17 protein-coding genes are annotated in these 16,616 nt (G+C 36.3%); 11 read left to right on the top strand and 6 right to left on the bottom strand.

The annotated features are described in order from the left end of the window. Positions 1–370 precede the first annotated feature (370 nt). From ACTCIM_RS08340 to hydE, 10 genes are all read left to right on the top strand, one after another. Complete coding sequence (locus tag ACTCIM_RS08340; protein ID WP_472314968.1) at positions 371–1,195, top strand: hydrogenase iron-sulfur subunit; 825 nt, start codon at positions 371–373, stop codon at positions 1,193–1,195. 26 nt (positions 1,196–1,221) lie between these two features. Then, positions 1,222–2,985, top strand: coding sequence for an NADH-dependent [FeFe] hydrogenase, group A6 (locus tag ACTCIM_RS08335; RefSeq protein ID WP_472314967.1), 1,764 nt, complete (start codon positions 1,222–1,224; stop codon positions 2,983–2,985). A gap of 24 nt (positions 2,986–3,009) precedes the next feature. Continuing rightward, complete coding sequence (locus ACTCIM_RS08330) at positions 3,010–4,386, top strand: [Fe-Fe] hydrogenase large subunit C-terminal domain-containing protein (RefSeq protein ID WP_472314965.1); 1,377 nt, start codon at positions 3,010–3,012, stop codon at positions 4,384–4,386. A 30-nt stretch (positions 4,387–4,416) separates the two neighbouring features. After that, on the top strand, positions 4,417–4,752 hold the full coding sequence (locus ACTCIM_RS08325) for an iron hydrogenase small subunit (RefSeq protein WP_472314963.1): 336 nt from the start codon (positions 4,417–4,419) through the stop codon (positions 4,750–4,752). A gap of 135 nt (positions 4,753–4,887) precedes the next feature. Then, positions 4,888–5,157, top strand: coding sequence for a TM1266 family iron-only hydrogenase system putative regulator (locus ACTCIM_RS08320; protein ID WP_472314962.1), 270 nt, complete (start codon positions 4,888–4,890; stop codon positions 5,155–5,157). Then, entirely contained in the window at positions 5,147–6,571 is a 1,425-nt protein-coding gene (locus tag ACTCIM_RS08315) for an aspartate ammonia-lyase (RefSeq protein ID WP_472314961.1), read from the top strand. Before ACTCIM_RS08320 ends, ACTCIM_RS08315 begins: the two co-directional genes overlap by 11 nt. Before the next feature lie 10 nt (positions 6,572–6,581). Continuing rightward, entirely contained in the window at positions 6,582–8,090 is a 1,509-nt protein-coding gene (hydG, locus tag ACTCIM_RS08310; protein WP_472314959.1) for a [FeFe] hydrogenase H-cluster radical SAM maturase HydG, read from the top strand. Beyond that, positions 8,065–8,325 carry a hypothetical protein gene (locus tag ACTCIM_RS08305; protein WP_472314957.1) on the top strand — a complete coding sequence of 87 codons (261 nt, stop codon included), beginning with the start codon at positions 8,065–8,067 and terminating at the stop codon, positions 8,323–8,325. The genes hydG and ACTCIM_RS08305 overlap by 26 nt, the downstream gene beginning before the upstream one ends. Next, on the top strand, positions 8,322–9,617 hold the full coding sequence (gene hydF, locus ACTCIM_RS08300) for a [FeFe] hydrogenase H-cluster maturation GTPase HydF (protein WP_472314956.1): 1,296 nt from the start codon (positions 8,322–8,324) through the stop codon (positions 9,615–9,617). Before ACTCIM_RS08305 ends, hydF begins: the two co-directional genes overlap by 4 nt. Beyond that, positions 9,566–10,603, top strand: a complete 1,038-nt coding sequence (gene hydE, locus ACTCIM_RS08295; RefSeq protein WP_472314955.1) for a [FeFe] hydrogenase H-cluster radical SAM maturase HydE — start codon at positions 9,566–9,568, stop codon at positions 10,601–10,603. The genes hydF and hydE overlap by 52 nt, the downstream gene beginning before the upstream one ends. A gap of 45 nt (positions 10,604–10,648) precedes the next feature. On the opposite strand, the gene ACTCIM_RS08290 is transcribed toward hydE, so the two are convergent. Genes ACTCIM_RS08290 through ACTCIM_RS08265 form a run of 6 tightly spaced genes read right to left on the bottom strand, consistent with a single transcriptional unit; the run spans position 10,649 to position 14,693 of the window. Then, entirely contained in the window at positions 10,649–11,206 is a 558-nt protein-coding gene (locus ACTCIM_RS08290) for a TIM44-like domain-containing protein (protein WP_472314954.1), read from the bottom strand. An 18-nt stretch (positions 11,207–11,224) separates the two neighbouring features. Beyond that, entirely contained in the window at positions 11,225–11,944 is a 720-nt protein-coding gene (locus ACTCIM_RS08285; protein ID WP_472314952.1) for an energy-coupling factor ABC transporter ATP-binding protein, read from the bottom strand. Continuing rightward, a complete protein-coding gene (locus ACTCIM_RS08280; RefSeq protein ID WP_472314951.1) occupies positions 11,945–12,676 on the bottom strand; it encodes an energy-coupling factor transporter transmembrane component T family protein in 732 nt (243 codons plus the stop codon). Next, positions 12,666–13,283 (bottom strand): hypothetical protein, encoded by a 618-nt coding sequence (locus tag ACTCIM_RS08275; RefSeq protein ID WP_472314949.1) that lies wholly within the window; start codon positions 13,281–13,283, stop codon positions 12,666–12,668. The genes ACTCIM_RS08280 and ACTCIM_RS08275 overlap by 11 nt, the downstream gene beginning before the upstream one ends. Before the next feature lies 1 nt (position 13,284). Then, a complete protein-coding gene (gene cbiM / locus ACTCIM_RS08270) occupies positions 13,285–13,881 on the bottom strand; it encodes a cobalt transporter CbiM (RefSeq protein ID WP_472314947.1) in 597 nt (198 codons plus the stop codon). A gap of 56 nt (positions 13,882–13,937) precedes the next feature. Continuing rightward, a complete protein-coding gene (locus ACTCIM_RS08265; protein WP_472314946.1) occupies positions 13,938–14,693 on the bottom strand; it encodes a DUF4198 domain-containing protein in 756 nt (251 codons plus the stop codon). Between the two features lie 269 nt (positions 14,694–14,962). Between ACTCIM_RS08265 and ACTCIM_RS08260 the strand changes: the two genes are divergently transcribed. After that, positions 14,963–16,603, top strand: a complete 1,641-nt coding sequence (locus ACTCIM_RS08260; RefSeq protein WP_464279475.1) for a YeiH family protein — start codon at positions 14,963–14,965, stop codon at positions 16,601–16,603. Positions 16,604–16,616 lie beyond the last annotated feature (13 nt).

Below are 16,616 nucleotides of genomic sequence, written 5' to 3'. Positions count from 1 at the left end.
ACAATTAGAAGGATATGGCCTTTTGCCATCTGTTGCACTCTAGAAGTGGCTCAAAATTATTGTCCGATTAGGGCTCATTTTAATTGGCCATTAACATTTTAAAAAATACTAATATTTTCCTATTGTTATAGAAATAAAGTAATTCTGATTAATCCCCTTTTGTTTAGATTTTCAGGGTTAACTTTTGGGGGCAAATTTTGCTAATAGGTTAGAATTATTTGGAGAAAAAATTTTTTTTGAAAAAAATAGCAAATAAAAAATAAAAAATTTTGACTTTTATAAAATGTAAGCATATTATTTTAAAAAAAGTGCCACAAAAGAGGTTGGGGTAAAGTTTTTTAACGCCTTAAAAGCTATCAGGGGGTAAGAGATGGCAGAAGACTTTAAGCCAAAGATAATAGTTTTTGCCTGTAATTGGTGTACCTATGCAGGGGCAGATTTAGCGGGATCTTTGCGAGTTCCCTATCCAACCAATGTTACTCTCATCAGGTTGCCTTGTTCAGGGAGGGTAGAGCCTGAGTTTGTGTTTCAAGCTTTTTTTTATGGAGCAGATGGAGTCCTTATTGGAGGATGTCATCCTGGAGACTGTCATTATCGTTATGGAAACTATTATGCTCATCGTAGATTTAATCTTTTGCAAAGATTTTTAAACATACTGGGTATTTCTAAAGAACGATTAAGATTGGAGTGGATTTCTGGAGCTGAAGGGTTGAAGTTTGCTCAGGTGGCTACTGAATTTACTGAGAAGATAAAATCTTTAGGACCTATAAATCTTGAACTGAAGGATTTTACTGATTGGAAAGAACTTGCTCGTATTTTGGCAGGAATTGGTTCTGTAGATAAAATTTTTTGGAATGAAGCTAAATGCATGGTCGAAGTTATAGATTCTTTTCTTCATTTTGTTCAGAAGAATTCTTGTGCTCAATGTATTCCCTGCAGGATAGGAACAAAGAGATTACAGGAATTTTTTAAGAAATACTTGGAGAAAAATTTGAATGAGACAGAGGTCGATTTATTAAAGTTGTTAGCCGAAGATATTGGTTGTTCCAGTAAGTGTGATTTGGGAAAATTAGCAGGTAAATCAGTGCAGTATGCCTTAAATTATTGTGAAGAAGATTTTATTGCTCATAGGGAAGGAGAATGCAGTTCATCCATCCCAGGTCATCCTGGATGGGAAAAGATAATTTCTTCTTAATTAAGTAATTTGTTGGAGGTATGGCAATGCAAAAAGTTAAATTAATTATTGATGGTATTAATGTTAGCGTACCAGAAGGAACTACTATTTTAAATGCTGCTAAAAAAGTAGGCATAAAGATTCCAACCCTTTGTTATATGGAGCATGTGGGATTAAAACACATAAAGCATGATGTAGGTGCCTGTAGGGTTTGTGTAGTCGAAGTGGAGGGTAAAAAGGATTTAGTTTCTTCCTGTAATACAGTAGTAGAAAATGGTATGGTTGTTTATACCCATACTAAGCGAGTTTTAGATTCAAGACGTTTAAATCTAGAGCTTATATTAAGTGACCATCATCTTGATTGTACTATTTGTCCTAAAAATGGAAATTGTGAGTTACAAAAAATATGTGCTGAGCTTAATGTAAGAGAAATAAGAACAAAAGGAGATAAAAAAGATTTTGAAATTGATATGTCTTCTCCATCCCTTATAAGAAATCCCAATAAGTGTGTACTCTGTCAGCGTTGTATAACAGCATGTAAGAAATTGCAGACTGTAGATGTATTAGAGCTTCATGGTAATGGATTTGAGGCCATAGTCAGGCCTATAGGTGGGAAAAATCTTATTGAAACTAAATGTGTTGCTTGTGGACAATGTGCTTTGGTGTGTCCTACAGGGGCTATAGTAGAAAAGGATGATACAGTACTTGTATGGCAAGCTCTTAATAATCCTCAAAAATATGTAGTGGTTCAAACTGCACCTGCTACTCATGTTACTATAGGAGAGGCTTTTGGTCTTTCTTGTGGTACAGATATTACAGGGAAGATGGTTACAGCTTTAAAGATGCTTGGATTTGATGCTGTATTTGATACCAACTGGGCCGCAGATCTTACTATTATGGAAGAGGGTTATGAGTTAATACATCGAATTAATAATGGTGGAGTTCTTCCTCAGTTTACCTCTTGTTCTCCTGGATGGATCAAGTTTGTAGAGGAGTTTTATCCTGACTTAATTCCCCACCTTTCTAGTTGTAAGTCTCCTCAGCAAATGTTTGGGGCAGTAGCGAAAACTTATTATGCTGAGAAAAAAGGTTTAAATCCAGAAGATATTTTTGTGGTTTCTGTGATGCCCTGTACAGCTAAAAAATATGAAGCTGCTCGTCCTGAGATGATTTCTGCTTCCAAGTACTGGAATAATTCTCAAATCTCTCGCGATGTAGACGTGGTGCTTACCTCAAGAGAACTCATTAGAATGATAAAAGAGGCCGGACTAAACTTTGCTAGCCTCCCTGACTCTTCTTATGATCCCTTGATGGGAGAAGGAACAGGTGCGGCACAGATTTTTGGAGCTACAGGTGGAGTTATGGAAGCCGCTTTAAGAACAGCTTATGAGGTAGTTACAGGAAAAATGTTGTCCAAGCTTGATTTTGAAGAAGTAAGAGGCATGCAGGATACTAAGGAAGCGGTAGTTGAGATGAATGGCTTAAAGGTAAAGGTTTTGGTTGTTCACTCTCTTGGTGCTGCCCGTGAATTAATGGATAAAATAAGGGCGGGAGAGCTTAGAGATTATCATTTTATAGAAGTAATGGCTTGTCCAGGTGGATGCATTGGTGGTGGTGGCCAGCCTATCCCTACTACTGTGGAGGAAAGGGAACATCGGATTCAAGGTATTTATGAACGAGATAAAAAATTGCCTCTAAGAAAAAGTCACGAAAATCCAGAAATTAAGGCTATTTATCAGGAATTTTTAAAAGAACCTTTGAGAGAAAGGTCTCATAAACTTTTACATACTAAATATACTCCCAGAGGGTAAAAAAAATAAGAAGGAGGGAAAATTATGGCCAGTAAAATTGAGACTTTTAGATCTGAAGGTGGTTTATCTCAGAATGTAGGGACTTATAGAAAAGGTGAGTTAAGAGGTATAATTAGAATAAATGAAGAGGTTTGTGAAGGATGTGATACTTGTAGAAGTGTATGTCCTGCAGGAGCTATAAAAGGTGAAATTGGGGAGACTCATTCTATAGATTTTGATAAATGTGTGGTTTGTGGCCAATGTTTAATGAACTGTCCTTTTGATGCTATTGAGCAGATGAGTTTTGTAGAGGAAGTGGTAAATAAACTTAAAGACAAAGAGACAAAGGTTGTGGCTATTATAGCTCCTGCAGTAAGGGTAGCTATAGCAGAAGAGTTTGGCGCTAAACCTGGTACTTTGACTGTGGGCAAACTTTGGGCAGCTTTAAAAAAGGCAGGTTTTGAAGTCTATGACAATAATTTTGCTGCTGACCAAACCATTTTAGAAGAAGGAACAGAGCTTGTAGCTAGGCTAGCTGCTCATGCTGGCTTAAAGGAAGTTCCTTTATATTTATGGGATGAAAAAATAGTTCTTAATGTAGAGGAATTTAAACATAAGCCTTTACCTCAGTTTACTTCCTGTTGCCCTGCCTGGGTAAGATATGCAGAACTTAACTATCCTCAACTGTTAAACAATATTTCCAGTTGTAAGTCTCCTCAACAAATGGCTGGAGCAACAGCTAAAACTTATGGAGCCAAGGATGTATGGCAAGTGTCTCCTCAAAAGATGTATACTGTAGGAGTCATGCCTTGTACTGCCAAAATTTTTGAATCTCATCGTCCTGAATTTAATTCAGTTGGTAAATATTATGGGGATGAAGCTATAAGAGATGTGGATGCTGTTTTGACTACTAGGGATCTGGCAGAAGTGCTTAGGAAGTTGAACATAGACTTAATGAGCTTACCAGAAGATAGACTGCCTAAAGATTTTATGTGGTATTCAGGTGGGGCTACTATTTTTGGAGCGAGTGGTGGAGTGATGGAAGCTGCAGCACGTTTTGCTTTTCATGTGCTATCAGGACAATCTCCAGCCGCTTCAGCTGCTGCCTGGGATTTTCAGGATGTAAGAGGGATTACCAATCCGGTAGTAAGGGCTTCTTTAACAATTCCTTTGAAAGTAGAATATCAGAAAATTTTTAATGCTAAGGAATTAAAAATAAATGTATGTGTGATTAATGGAATAGGTCATAACGGAGCACATTTAACACCTGTAGTGGAAGATGTTTTAAGAGGTAAGAGCCCTTATCACTTTATAGAAGTGATGAATTGTCCTGGAGGATGTATCAATGGAGGTGGACAACCTAAACAGCCTATGGAGATGAGCTTTATGCAGAAGATACTTTATAAATTGGCTAAAGCCTAAAATTGTTAAAACAGAAGGAGGTAAAAAAGAATGAAAGAGATAACTAGAAGATATTTTTTGAAGGCTTTAGGGGCTATTTCTGTTGTTTTTACTATTGGTTTTCCCAATTTTTCCTGTTCACCTAAAAGACTCGAGGTAGTTAGAGAAAATTTTTTTGAAAGTTCTATAGGTAAAGAAAAACTTGAGCTTATTAAAGCAAGACAATCAGGCTTATATAAGGATGATATAGTAGTAAGAAAAGAATTTAAATTAGCAGTTAGTGATGAAAATCCTGCTATAAAACAGTTTTATTTAAAATTTGCTCATCATCCTTTAAGTGAAATAAGTGAGACTTTGCTTCATACCCACTATCAACAGAGGGTATAAAGTTGTAAAATAAATCCTTTCTCCGAGGGGTGATTTTAAAAGTAGAAATTTGATTTTTCCTGAGGAGATAAGGTCAGATTTTTATATTATAAAAAACCTGAAACTAAGGGGTAATTCCTGAAGTTGAGGGGAATTATGAAGCAGAAAGTAGGCATCATTGGTATTATCATATCTAAGAAAGGGAAAAAGGTTTCCCTAATCAATAGTATCCTTTCTGAACATGCAGAAATTATCCTGGGAAGGATGGGGCTTCATTTTAAGCAAAAAGATTTGGGTGTTATAGCTCTTATTGTAGAGGGAGATACTGACAGGATTGGTTCTCTTGCTGGTAAGTTGGGGCACCTAAAGGGAGTTTCGGTAAAAAGTATACTTATTACTGAAAAGGAGCAAAATTTTGAACAATAGAAGGGAAAAAGATTTTTTAGGAGAAAGGACTCTTTCCCCGCAAGTTTATTATGGAATTCATACTTTACGGGCTTTAGAAAATTTTCCTCTTTCTAAGGATAGGATTCATAGAGAGCTTGTTTGGGCTATGGCTTTAGTAAAAAAAGCTTGTGTTCTGACCAATGAGAAGCTTGGTTTTTTAAAAGGCAAGAAGGTTAAAGCGATTTTACAGGCTTGTGAGGAATTAGCTGAAGGGAAATTTTATAATCAAATAGTAGTTAACCCTTTGGCAGGTGGAGCTGGAACTTCTTTTAATATAAATATTAATGAAGTTATAGCCAATCGTGCTCTGGAACTCCTTGGGCTTGCTAAGGGAGAATATAGCAAGATTCATCCTTTAGAAGATATTAATCTTCATCAATCTACCAACGATGTTTTTCCTACCAGTATAAAAATAGCCATTTTAAAACTTTTGAAAGATCTTACGCAAGAAGTAGCCCTTCTTCAGGGTGAATTTCAGAAAAAGGAAAAGGAATATGCAGATCTTTTAAAGGTAGGAAGGACTGAAATGCAAGATGCCTGTCCAGTTACTTTAGGACAGGAGTTTTCTGCTTGGGCTGAAGCTTTAAATAGAGATTGGTGGAGACTACATAAAGCAGGAGAAAGGGTTAGGCAGGTAAACCTTGGAGCTACCGCTGTAGGTACTGGGTTAAATTGTCCCCTGGAGTTTATAGAAATAGCGATAGAAAAATTACGTGAAATTACGGGGCTTCCTGTGGCTAAAGCCGAAAATTTGTTTGAGGCAACGCAAAATGTGGATACTTTGGTAGAAGTTTCTGGTTTTTTAAAAAATTTGGCAACTAATTTAATAAAAATAGCTTCTGATCTTCGTTTTTTATCTTCTGGTCCTATGGCGGGTATTGGAGAGCTAGAACTCCCTTCTTTACAGGCAGGCTCTTCCATTATGCCTGGGAAGATAAATCCAGTTATTCCTGAGATGGTTATTCAGGTGGGGATAAAAGTTATGGCTTTAGATCAGGCGGTAAGTTTTGCTTGTAGTTTGGGCAACTTAGAATTGAATCCTTTTTTACCTTTAGTTTCTCATGAACTTATCACTAGCTTAAAACTTCTTAAAAATTGTTGTAAAATTTTTAGAAAAAAATGCGTAGCTGGTATTATAGCTAACAGAAAGAGGTGTAAAGAGTTATTAGAAAATAGTGCTTGTATAATAACAGCCTTTTCTCCCTATTTAGGTTATGATTTAAGTTCTGAAATTTATAAAGAATCTATTAGAAAGTGTAAAAAGGTAGAAGAAGTTATTTTAGATAAAGGATATTTTACTAAAGAAGAGATAGAAAAAATAGTAAATTTTAAAGAACTTACAACTCCAGGATTTGCTGGATTGAAAAAAATAAAAGAAATTATAAAAAAGTAGGAGGATAAATATGTCTTTAATTTATGAAAATGTAGATACTAATACTTTTGTTAATAAGATAATAAAAATAGATGAGATAGAAAAATATTTAGAGGGTAAACAGGACTTTATTAATGATATTGAGATCTGGGAAAAGATTAAAAAAGCTACAAACCCGGATCCTATGAGGGTAAGGGAAATTTTAAATAAAGCACTTTCTATTGAGACCCTTGAACCAGAAGAATTAGCTGTATTAATTAATGTAAAAGATCCAGAACTTTGGGAAGAGATGTTTGCTATCGCCAAAGAAATAAAGAAAAAAGTTTACGATAATAGGATTGTAACTTTTGCTCCTCTTTATTGTGGGAACCTTTGTGTTAATAACTGTGTGTATTGTGGTTTTAGGAAGGACAACAAAGTTATTAAACGCAAAAAATTAACAATAGAGGAAATAAAGCAAGAGGTAGAAGTATTGGCTGGAGAAATAGGACATAAAAGGCTAATTGTAGTTTATGGAGAACATCCAAACACAGGATCAGAATATATTAAAGATACAATAGAAGCAATTTATTCCGTAAAAGTAAAGACCAGAAAAGGAATAGGGCAGATACGTAGAGTTAATGTAAATGCTGCTCCTATGTCCATTGAAGAGCTTAAAATGCTCAAAGAAGTTGGAATAGGTACATACCAGGTTTTTCAGGAAACTTACCATCATGATACTTATGCTAAATTACACCCTAAAAACACAGTTAAACATAACTATCAATGGAGACTTTATTGTCATCATAGAGCGTTAGAAGCAGGAGTGGATGATGTGGCCCTGGGAGTTCTTTTTGGCCTTTATGATTGGAGATTTGAGTTAATGGGGCTTTTATATCATGCTAGAGAACTGGAAAAAAAATTTGGGATAGGTCCTCATACTATATCTTTTCCACGTCTTGAGCCGGCAGCTAACACCCCTTTTGTGCAAAGAACAACATATAAAGTATCTGATACTGATTTTAAGAAGTTGATTTGTTTGATTAGGCTTGCTGTCCCTTATACAGGAATGATTCTTACTGCCAGAGAACCTGCTCATATAAGAAGAGAAATTATAGCCTCTGGTATTATAACCCAGACGGATGCATCCACTAGAATAGGAATAGGGGCTTATTCTGATCGTTATACGAATCAAGAGTTAGAAAGACAGCAATTTGAGATTGGAGATCCTCGTAGTCTGGAGGAAGTAATAAGGGAACTTGCTGAAATGGGATATATTACCAGTTTTTGTACTGCTGGATATAGGTGTGGGAGAACAGGAGAAAGAATTATGGATCTTTTGAGAAAAGGAAAAGAAGGTATTTTTTGTAAATTAAATGCAGTACTTACTTTTAGAGAATGGTTAGATGATTTTGCTTCTGAAGAAACTAAAATTATAGGACAGACAATTATAGATAAAGAGATAAAAGAGTTGAAACATATGGTATCAGAAAGAGTATATAAGCACTTTTTGGAATATTATAGGAGAATAGAAAATGGAGAGAGAGATCTTTATTTCTAGGTTTGAAGAATATGTAGAAGAATTAAAAGAAAAGTATGGAGTGAATATATGGTTGGTTGAGGTATTGGGAAAGAGATATGCTTATATTGCAGGGCATAGAGAAGATATTTTTTTACCTCCAAAAAAAATTTATCTTAATGAACGGTTTGTACTTTTTTCTAATCAATGGGAGATGATTCCAGAGATGGAAAGGGAAAGGTTGTTAAAAGTTTTAAAAGAGGATATTTTGAGATGATAGTTCCTAAAGGTCAAAGGTTGCACATAGCTTTTGTAGGAAGGAGGAATGCTGGTAAATCTTCTTTAATTAATGCCCTTACTGGGCAAAATTTAGCTATTGTTTCAGATGTGCCTGGTACTACCACTGATCCAGTTTTTAAGGCTATGGAGATATTACCGTTAGGACCTGTAGTAGTAATAGATACTGCTGGAATAGATGATATTGGGGAGCTTGGAAAACTTAGGAAACAAAAGTCGTATGAGGTATTTCAAAAAGCTGACCTGATTATACTGGTAATAGATCCTGAGAAGGGGTGGGGAAAATTTGAAGAAGAGGTGGTTTCCAGAGCCAAAGAACAGCAAACTCCTTTAATTTATGTGCTAAATAAAGCAGACCTTTATTCTAAAAAAACAATAAAAGAATTTCCGGAGCCCAAGGTCTGGGTGAGTGCTTTAACTGGCAAAGGAATAGAAGAGTTAAAGCAAACAATTATAAAGTATGCTCCTAAAGACTGGACTTTTCCTACCATTTTAGGGGATTTGATAAATCCAGGAGATATTGTTTGTTGTGTTATCCCTGTAGATAAGGCCGCCCCTAAGGGAAGACTTATTTTGCCTCAACAGATGGTTATTAGAGATATTTTAGACCGAGAAGCTATGGCTATGGTAGTAAAAGAACGAGAACTGGCGTATGCTTTAAAGCAGTTTAAGAGTAAACCTAATTTGGTAATAACTGATGCTTCAGTTTATACGAAGGTAGTAGCTGATATCCCTTTAGATGTAAGAGTTACTTCTTTTTCTATTCTATTTGCTAGGTATAAAGGAGACTTACAGACTTTGGTAGAAGGTGTGTTAGCAATTAAAAAACTTAAACCAGGAGATAGAGTTTTAATTGCTGAAGCTTGTACTCATCACCCAGTAGAAGATGATATAGGAAGGGTAAAAATTCCAAGATGGCTTAGGGCTCAAGTGGGTGGAGAAGTTCAGATAGATATAAAAGCAGGTACAGGATTTCTGGCTGAATGTCTTGAAAAATATAAATTAATAGTTCATTGCGGGGCTTGTATGCTTAATCGCAAGGAAATGATTTCCAGAATTATACAAGCCAAAAGGGCAAAAGTTCCTATTGTCAATTATGGAGTGATTTTAGCTTATATGCAGGGTGTATTAACAAGAGTTCTCTCTCCCTTTCCTCATCTTCAGGAGTTGATTCGTTCAGAATATGATAAAAATTATACCACAACGGCAGAAAATTTAAAATGGATAAAAAAAATTTTGTCGCAAAGAGTAAAAAGTTATCTAGAGATATAATTATAGAAAAATCTTTAAATGGAATAAAATTTTCCCGAGAGGAATTAACATATCTCTTTTTATATGCAGAATCTGAGTGGGTTTATAGATTAGCTAATGAAATAAGAAAAAAGAAAAAGGGCAACATTATTTATTTTAGAGGAATTATAGAATTTTCTAATTATTGTTCTAAGAATTGTCTTTATTGTGGAATAAGAAGAGATAATAGACTGCTTAAACGTTATCGTATGGAAGAAGAAGAAATCCTTGAAGTTGCAAAAGAAATAGTTAATAAAGGTTTTAGGACTATTGTTTTACAATCTGGAGAAGATCCAATCTGGAATACAGAAAGATTGGTTGGGTTAGTAAAAGAACTAAAGAAGTTAGGAGTAAGTATAACACTTTCAGTTGGCGAGAGGAATAGAGATGAATATAGAAGGCTAAAAAAAGCTGGAACTGATAGGTTTTTATTAAAGCATGAAACAATAAATAATGCTCTTTTTAGTTGGTTAAAGCCAGATACTTCCTTGGAGAAAAGGCTTCGTTGTTTAAACTGGTTGAAGGAATTTGGTTATGAAGTAGGTGTTGGTTGTATTGTTGGTATTCCTAGACAAAAGTTGGAACAGTTCATTGACGAATTACTTTTTTTACAAGATTTTAAACCTCAAATGGTAGGCCATGGTCCTTTTATTCCCCATCCTCATACTCCTTTGGCTACCTTTCCTTCAGGATCGGCGCTATTAACTCTTAAAATGCTTGCCTTAACAAGGATAGTGCTTTCAGATGCTAATCTTCCTATAAGCACAGCTTTAAGTGTTTTAGCCCCTGAGTTAAGGATAAAAGCTTTTTTAGCAGGGGCTAATGTTTTTATGCCAGACTTAACTCCAATAACATATAAGCGTTATTATGATCTTTATCCTGGAAAGGGAGAATATCAGCCTGATTTAGAAAATTTACTTAATAGGCTTCAAAAAGTCGGCTTAAAAACAGATTTAGTGGAAAGTTAAAAGATTGTTTAGTTATTGCCAGGTATGGGCTTAAATTTTTTGTACTTAATTTGCCAATACTTCCAACTCCATAAGTTTCCAGGTAGAGTTGGCTATCTTGGAGTGACGAGAGAATTTCCAGAGTTCTTCTTGGGTTTTGGGGTGAGGGTCTGTGTTTTCTTGTAAGAGTACCTGAAAAAGGACAGTGGCTACTTCCTTTTCCCCTATGTTTCTTATTTCTTTTACAGAAGCTTCTAGTTTTAAAATTTTGGGTGGAGAACTTGGTGGGTATTTGGATAATTGGGCATAAAGCTGATTAAAAAGTTCTGGGGTAAGCAGGTCTTGTAATAAATTCCAATCCTGTCTGCTTAGGCTTTCGCTTATCTTCAGGTAAGCCAGTTTAGCTCCTTTTAAAAATTCCTCTTCCCTGCTAAGGGCGGAAGTAGGAGTAGTGGCAGGTGTGCTGCGCAGTCTTGCCCAGAGTTCTTCTACCTCTTGAGTACTTAGCGGAGAGGAGGAGTCATTTTTTTCAGGGGATTTTATGAATTTAATAAAAAAGTAGATGGCCAAGCCTATTAAAAAAATATCTAAAATATTTAAAAAAGAAGGACCACCTGGGTACATTTTTACTCCTTTTAGGGGTTATTTGTGGGTATGATAGACATAGCCCAAGGGATGAGCATGCTCGTGTTTGTGTAATACCACAGAAGGATCATAAATGATTTTTTTATCTTTTAAAATAAGTTGCTTGTCTGTAGTCCTGGCCAAAAAGTCATAATCATGGGAAATAATTAAATAGGCTAGCTCCAGATTGTTTAAGATTTCAATGAGCTTGTCTCTGGAATTTTCATCCAGGCCTACAGTGGGTTCATCTAAGATGAGCATCTGGGGTTCCATGGAAAGCACTGTGGCAATGGAGACAATTTTTTTTTCTCCTCCAGAAAGATTAAAGGTGTTTCTGGAAGCTAACCTTTCTATATTGAGTTGTTTTAATGTCTTTTTTGCTTTTTCCAGGGCCTGTTCTGGCTTGAGTCCCTGGTTTAGAGGACCAAAGGCTACGTCTTCCAGGACTGTGGGAAATATGAGTTGGTCATCTGCATTTTGAAACACAAAACCAATTTTGCTTCTTATTTTTTGAAAATCCTTTTCTTCTTTGCATACCTGCCCCAAAACTTCTATTTCTCCCTGCCAGGGCTGGATAAGGCCTGTGATTAAAAAGGCCAAAGTGGTCTTACCTGCTCCATTGGGGCCAATAAGGCCAATTTTTTCCTGAGGAAAAAGTTGCAGGTTTATCTCTTGTAAAAGAGGCTTTTCCCTTTTGTAGCCAAAGGAGATATTTTTTAGACTGACTAATGGTTTCATCTAGGTTAGCTGCAGATATAAAAGTAAAAGAAAATTTAACCCTGAAAAAAGGGAAAAGTAAAGGTCTTTTTGCGTGAATTTAGGGGAATAAAGAGAGGGAAACTTTCCCTGGAACCCTCTTAGCACTAATGCCTTATGGACCCTATCTCCTCGTTCGTAGGCCTTAAGCAAGATAAGCCCTAAGAGATAGGCATAGGTTTTATAGGTAAAGAGATTGGTTTTGGGTTTAAAGCCTCTTATTTTTAGACTGCGTAAGAGTTTGTCCTTTTCCTCTTTGAGTAAAAAAAGATAGCGATAGGCCAGGAGAAAAAGATAGACCAGTTTTTCGGATATTTTTAGAGATTGTAATCCAGAGGCTAGTTGGGAAGGGGACAAACTTAAAAGTAAGCAGATAAAAATGAGCATCAACAGGTTGGCTTTTAAAGTAATTAGCAGGCAGAACTTTACTCCAGCAAGGGTATAGGCGTATTTCCCCAGGGAAAATAAAGCTTTGCCCTGAAGACTAAAGGGGATAATTAACCAAAAAAATAGGAGAAAAAAATTAACAGGCTTTAATTTTTTTAAAATTTCTTTGCAGGAAAAGGGAGTAAGTACAATATAAAAGAGAACAATAAACAAGCTGGCCAAAAGGGGTAGAAAGCTTTTTTGAGCAGCTAGAAAAAAGGCATACACCAGACTCCAGAGGATGACAGTTCTGGGGTCAAGTTGAGCGATGGCCAGGTTATTTTTCATTTTTTTTAGCTAAAAAATAAAAACTTATCCCCATTAAACCTAAAATATAGCCAAGTCCAGCTAGAATGTCTGGAAGGGAAATTTTTCTTTCCTGGAGTAAAGTGAGTTTTTCCAATACAGGATGTAGTTTTTTATCCATTATTTTGGAAATCAGCATTTCTAGTTCTTGTTTATCCACACTGGTAGCAGAAGCAGGGGTGGAGGTATTGCTTTCCCAGGGTAGAGAGGTGTTAGAGCCAGTGTTTTCTTTACTTGAAATCTCTGAACTCTCTGCGTTTAGGTCAGAATAAGGGATAGTCCAGGTATTTCTATGTCCCATTCCAGCTAAAACTTCTGCTTCTAAGTCTTTTTTCCTGGCTAGAATATCTTGGGTAATTTCAAAGGACGCTTTTCCTTCTAGGTCTGTTTTTTTACTGGCTAAAGTTTTTTGCGTCTCAGCTTCCTTTAGATTAATGGTGCCATGTTTTACTTTGTCTCCAGAAGGGTAGTTGGCCTCACAAGATATTTTTTTGCCTTCCACAAAGCAGAATATATTTACTCTATGAGCACTTGCCAGTGCAGTGAAACCAAGGATTAAAATAATGGTAAAAATAGCTTTCTTTAACATTTTAGCTTTTACTCCCCAAGTTGTTTAAAATAAGTTCTGGTTTGGTTTTAAAAATAAAAAGTAAGGTAAAATACCCTATAATGGTTTCAATAATAGCTATAGGTAGATGGGCTATTAAGATAAGCTTTGCTACTTGCAAAAAAGCTTCTCCTGAAAAACTCAAGACTAAAGCTGCAATAACTCCACTTCCCAAAACAGCAAAACCGCTTAAAATTCCTCCCCAAAGGCTTGAGGGTTTTAATTTAAAAATAACTCCAGCTAAAATAGCTGGCAGGGACATAAGTAAGGTATTTATGCCCAGGACAGTAATCCCTCCAAATTGGAATAAAATTGCCTGTAAAAAAAGGCTAATAAAAAGTGTAGGAAGGGCTAAACTTCCCAAAAGTACTCCAATAAGGCCATTTAAAAGCAAATGCACACTAGATGGCCCTAGAGGTACATGAATAAGAGAGGCTACAAAAAAGACAGCTGCCAAAAGAGCCATTTTGGGGACATCATTGGCAGAAAGTTTTTTCAGGGTCCAAAAAAGCCCTCCACCCGTGTATATCCAACCACTTAAAAGCACTGGAAAACTCAAAATGCCTTCTGAAATATGCATATTTCTTTCCTAAATTTTTTAAGGAAGGGACATAGCCCTTCCTTAAGGTTTAATTATTATTTTCCAAAAGGGGCAAAATAGAGCCACAAAACAGCACCCAATTCCACATCCTTTCCCTTTAACTTATAATCAGCTGTATTTAAAGCAGAAAATCCCCACCATCCAGGTGCTGGGGGAGTATAGGTGAAAATACCGTTTTTATCTGTTTTTACCACCTGGGTGATGTAGTATTCTCCAGGGGCTTTTACTTTTTGTTTCTGGTTAAAAAATTCTACTTCTACTTCACAGTTGGCTACAGGTTTACCCTTTAAAAGTACCTGACCCTGAAAAGTATTGCCTGCATATAGACCAAAGGGACGGGTTAAAGGAATGATTTCCGTAGGTAAACCTATAGCTTCATCCCAGCCTTCTTCTGCTCCATAAGCAGCTACATAAGTTTTGGTGTAGTGAAGGATATAGATGTCTTCAGCTGGTTCAAAATAGGGAACTGGAGAGCTAAAAAATTGATATACTCCAGGCCTTTTTAGAGTATAGCTGCTGGTCCAGGCCTTATGACCTAAATAGGTGAAGGGTTTGAGGGTGGCAGTTAAATTTTCTTTTTTGCCTGCCACAACCACTCCAAATTCTTGAGGCTTTTCCATGTCCATGCCTTTCATTTCCATGGGATGAATAAAACCAATAAGTAAGTTTAAGTTCTTGTCCTTACTGCTTTCAGCTGTGTTTTCAGAAGGAATAACCAGACCAAAATGGGCAAAAGCAGAAAGAGGGATTAAGAGTACCACTAAAGTTAAAAAAAATTTTACTAAGCGCATAAAAGATAACCTCCTTTTTAATATTGTAGCAACAAGTGTTATTAAACATAAAATAGTGAGAAGTGTCAAGGGTAAGGTGATTTAAATGGGGTTTTAACTATAACCTTTTTGAGAAAATTGCTAAAAATCCTTTTCCTGGTGTTAACTTTAGTTAGCACCCAAAAAGGGGTGTTTTGATTTTTTTTATTTATATCAGATAGTTAAGTGGTTAGCGAGGTTGGTATGTATATTGAAAGGGGTGGCTCACAAAATTAAAAAGGAGGTTTTTTATGGCTAGTGGAGATGTGAGTAGACCTAGCAATACACCCTTGTGGGTGTTGAGTGTGATCTTGTTGTGTTATGCTGGTATGGTTAAGCTTGGAGTTTTTGATGGAGTGGCCAAACTTTTCCATACCCACAAGTCCTTAGACCTTCAGTTTATTTTGAGCTTGATTGCTGGGGGTGTTGGTTTCGTAGCTGCCTTTTTAAGGCAAGTTAGAATGGGCAAGCCCCAAACCAATTTTGATAAGTTTGTCCTGGAAACCATTCCTGGAATTTTATTTATTTTACTTTTGGCCATGTTTATTCGCTGGTATCTAGAGCCAGTAGTTATTATTCTAAGTAAAAACATAGAACCTGTTATTGGTTTTAGTATCTATAAAATTTTAAATTTAAACTATGTAGTTTTGGGTATTTTGGTTGGTATTATTGTTACCAATACCTGGGGCATTCCTGTTTTTGCTGCTTCTGGAGTAAAGACAGCCAGGTTTGTCCTAAAAATGGGAGTTATCCTTTTAGGTGCCCGTTATTCTTTTGCTGAGTTGGCCAAGCTGGGTATGGTTTCTGTTTGGATGATTGGCTTCTTTGTTTTGGGAACAGTATTTTTGGTACTTTGGTTGGGTGGTATTTTTAAACAACCCAAATCTATGACTGGTGTACTTTCTGCTGGTATGGGGGTTTGTGGAGTATCTGCCACTGTTGCTTGTGCTCCTGTAGTAAGAGCAAAAAGTTCTGAAATGGCTTATACCATTGGAACCATTTTAGGGTGGGGTGTGTTGTGTATGTTCGCCTTTCCCACCATTGGTAAGATTGCTGGAATGAATCCTACTCAATTTGGTGCCTGGGCTGGAACAGGTATCTTAAACTCTGCACAGGTAGCTGCTGCAGCTTTGGCCTTTAATGCAGTGGATATTCATACCCTTAAGGTCGCTGAAATTTTTAACATCACCAGAGTACTCTTTTTGCCCATTATTGTGCTTATTTTAGCTGCTTGGTATGGAAAATCCAATGGAACAAAACTTTCTTTTAAAGAAGTTGTTATTGATAAATTCCCCATTTTTGTTTTAGGCTTTTTGTTGTTGTTCTTTTTGTCTTCTATTGGCCTTTTTAGTCCTCCAAGCCACTATAAAGGAAAATATTTAGATTTTTCTTACAATAAAAGAACTGAGATAACCCCTGCTGAATTAGCCGTTGTAGGAGAGGCTTTAAACAAGGGCATTCCTGGGCTCAGTGCTGAAGAGTTAGCAGCTTTACAAGACTTATACAAACAAAGACAAATTGCAGGTGACTTTGAAGTTAGAGACAATAAAAAGCTTTTTGACTCTCAGGCCAGAAAAAGAATGGAAGCCTTAGAGTCTATTTTGGCTAAGGCTAAGGCTGGTCAAGTTGCTATTTCCAAGGAACTAAAGAGTGCTATTTCCCACGCAGTAAAACAAGTACATAAAAAATCTAAAACTATTGTAGTACTTACAGATGCCATGATTTGGTTCTTTGCCTATGGTTTAATTGGACTTGGTATGCAAATTACTAAGAAAGCTTTAAGTCAGGCAGGTGGATGGCCCTTGGTAATAGGAGCTATCTCTGGTACAGCTAAAGCTGTACTTTCCTTTATTGTGGTTATGTGGTTTGTAAAGGATGTAGTTTTAAATTAATAAACCAAAGGAG

Source organism: Desulfonauticus sp. (assembly GCF_055126295.1).
The sequence above is the reverse complement of the archived record's forward strand: the minus strand, read 5'-3'. Positions and strand labels throughout refer to the sequence as shown.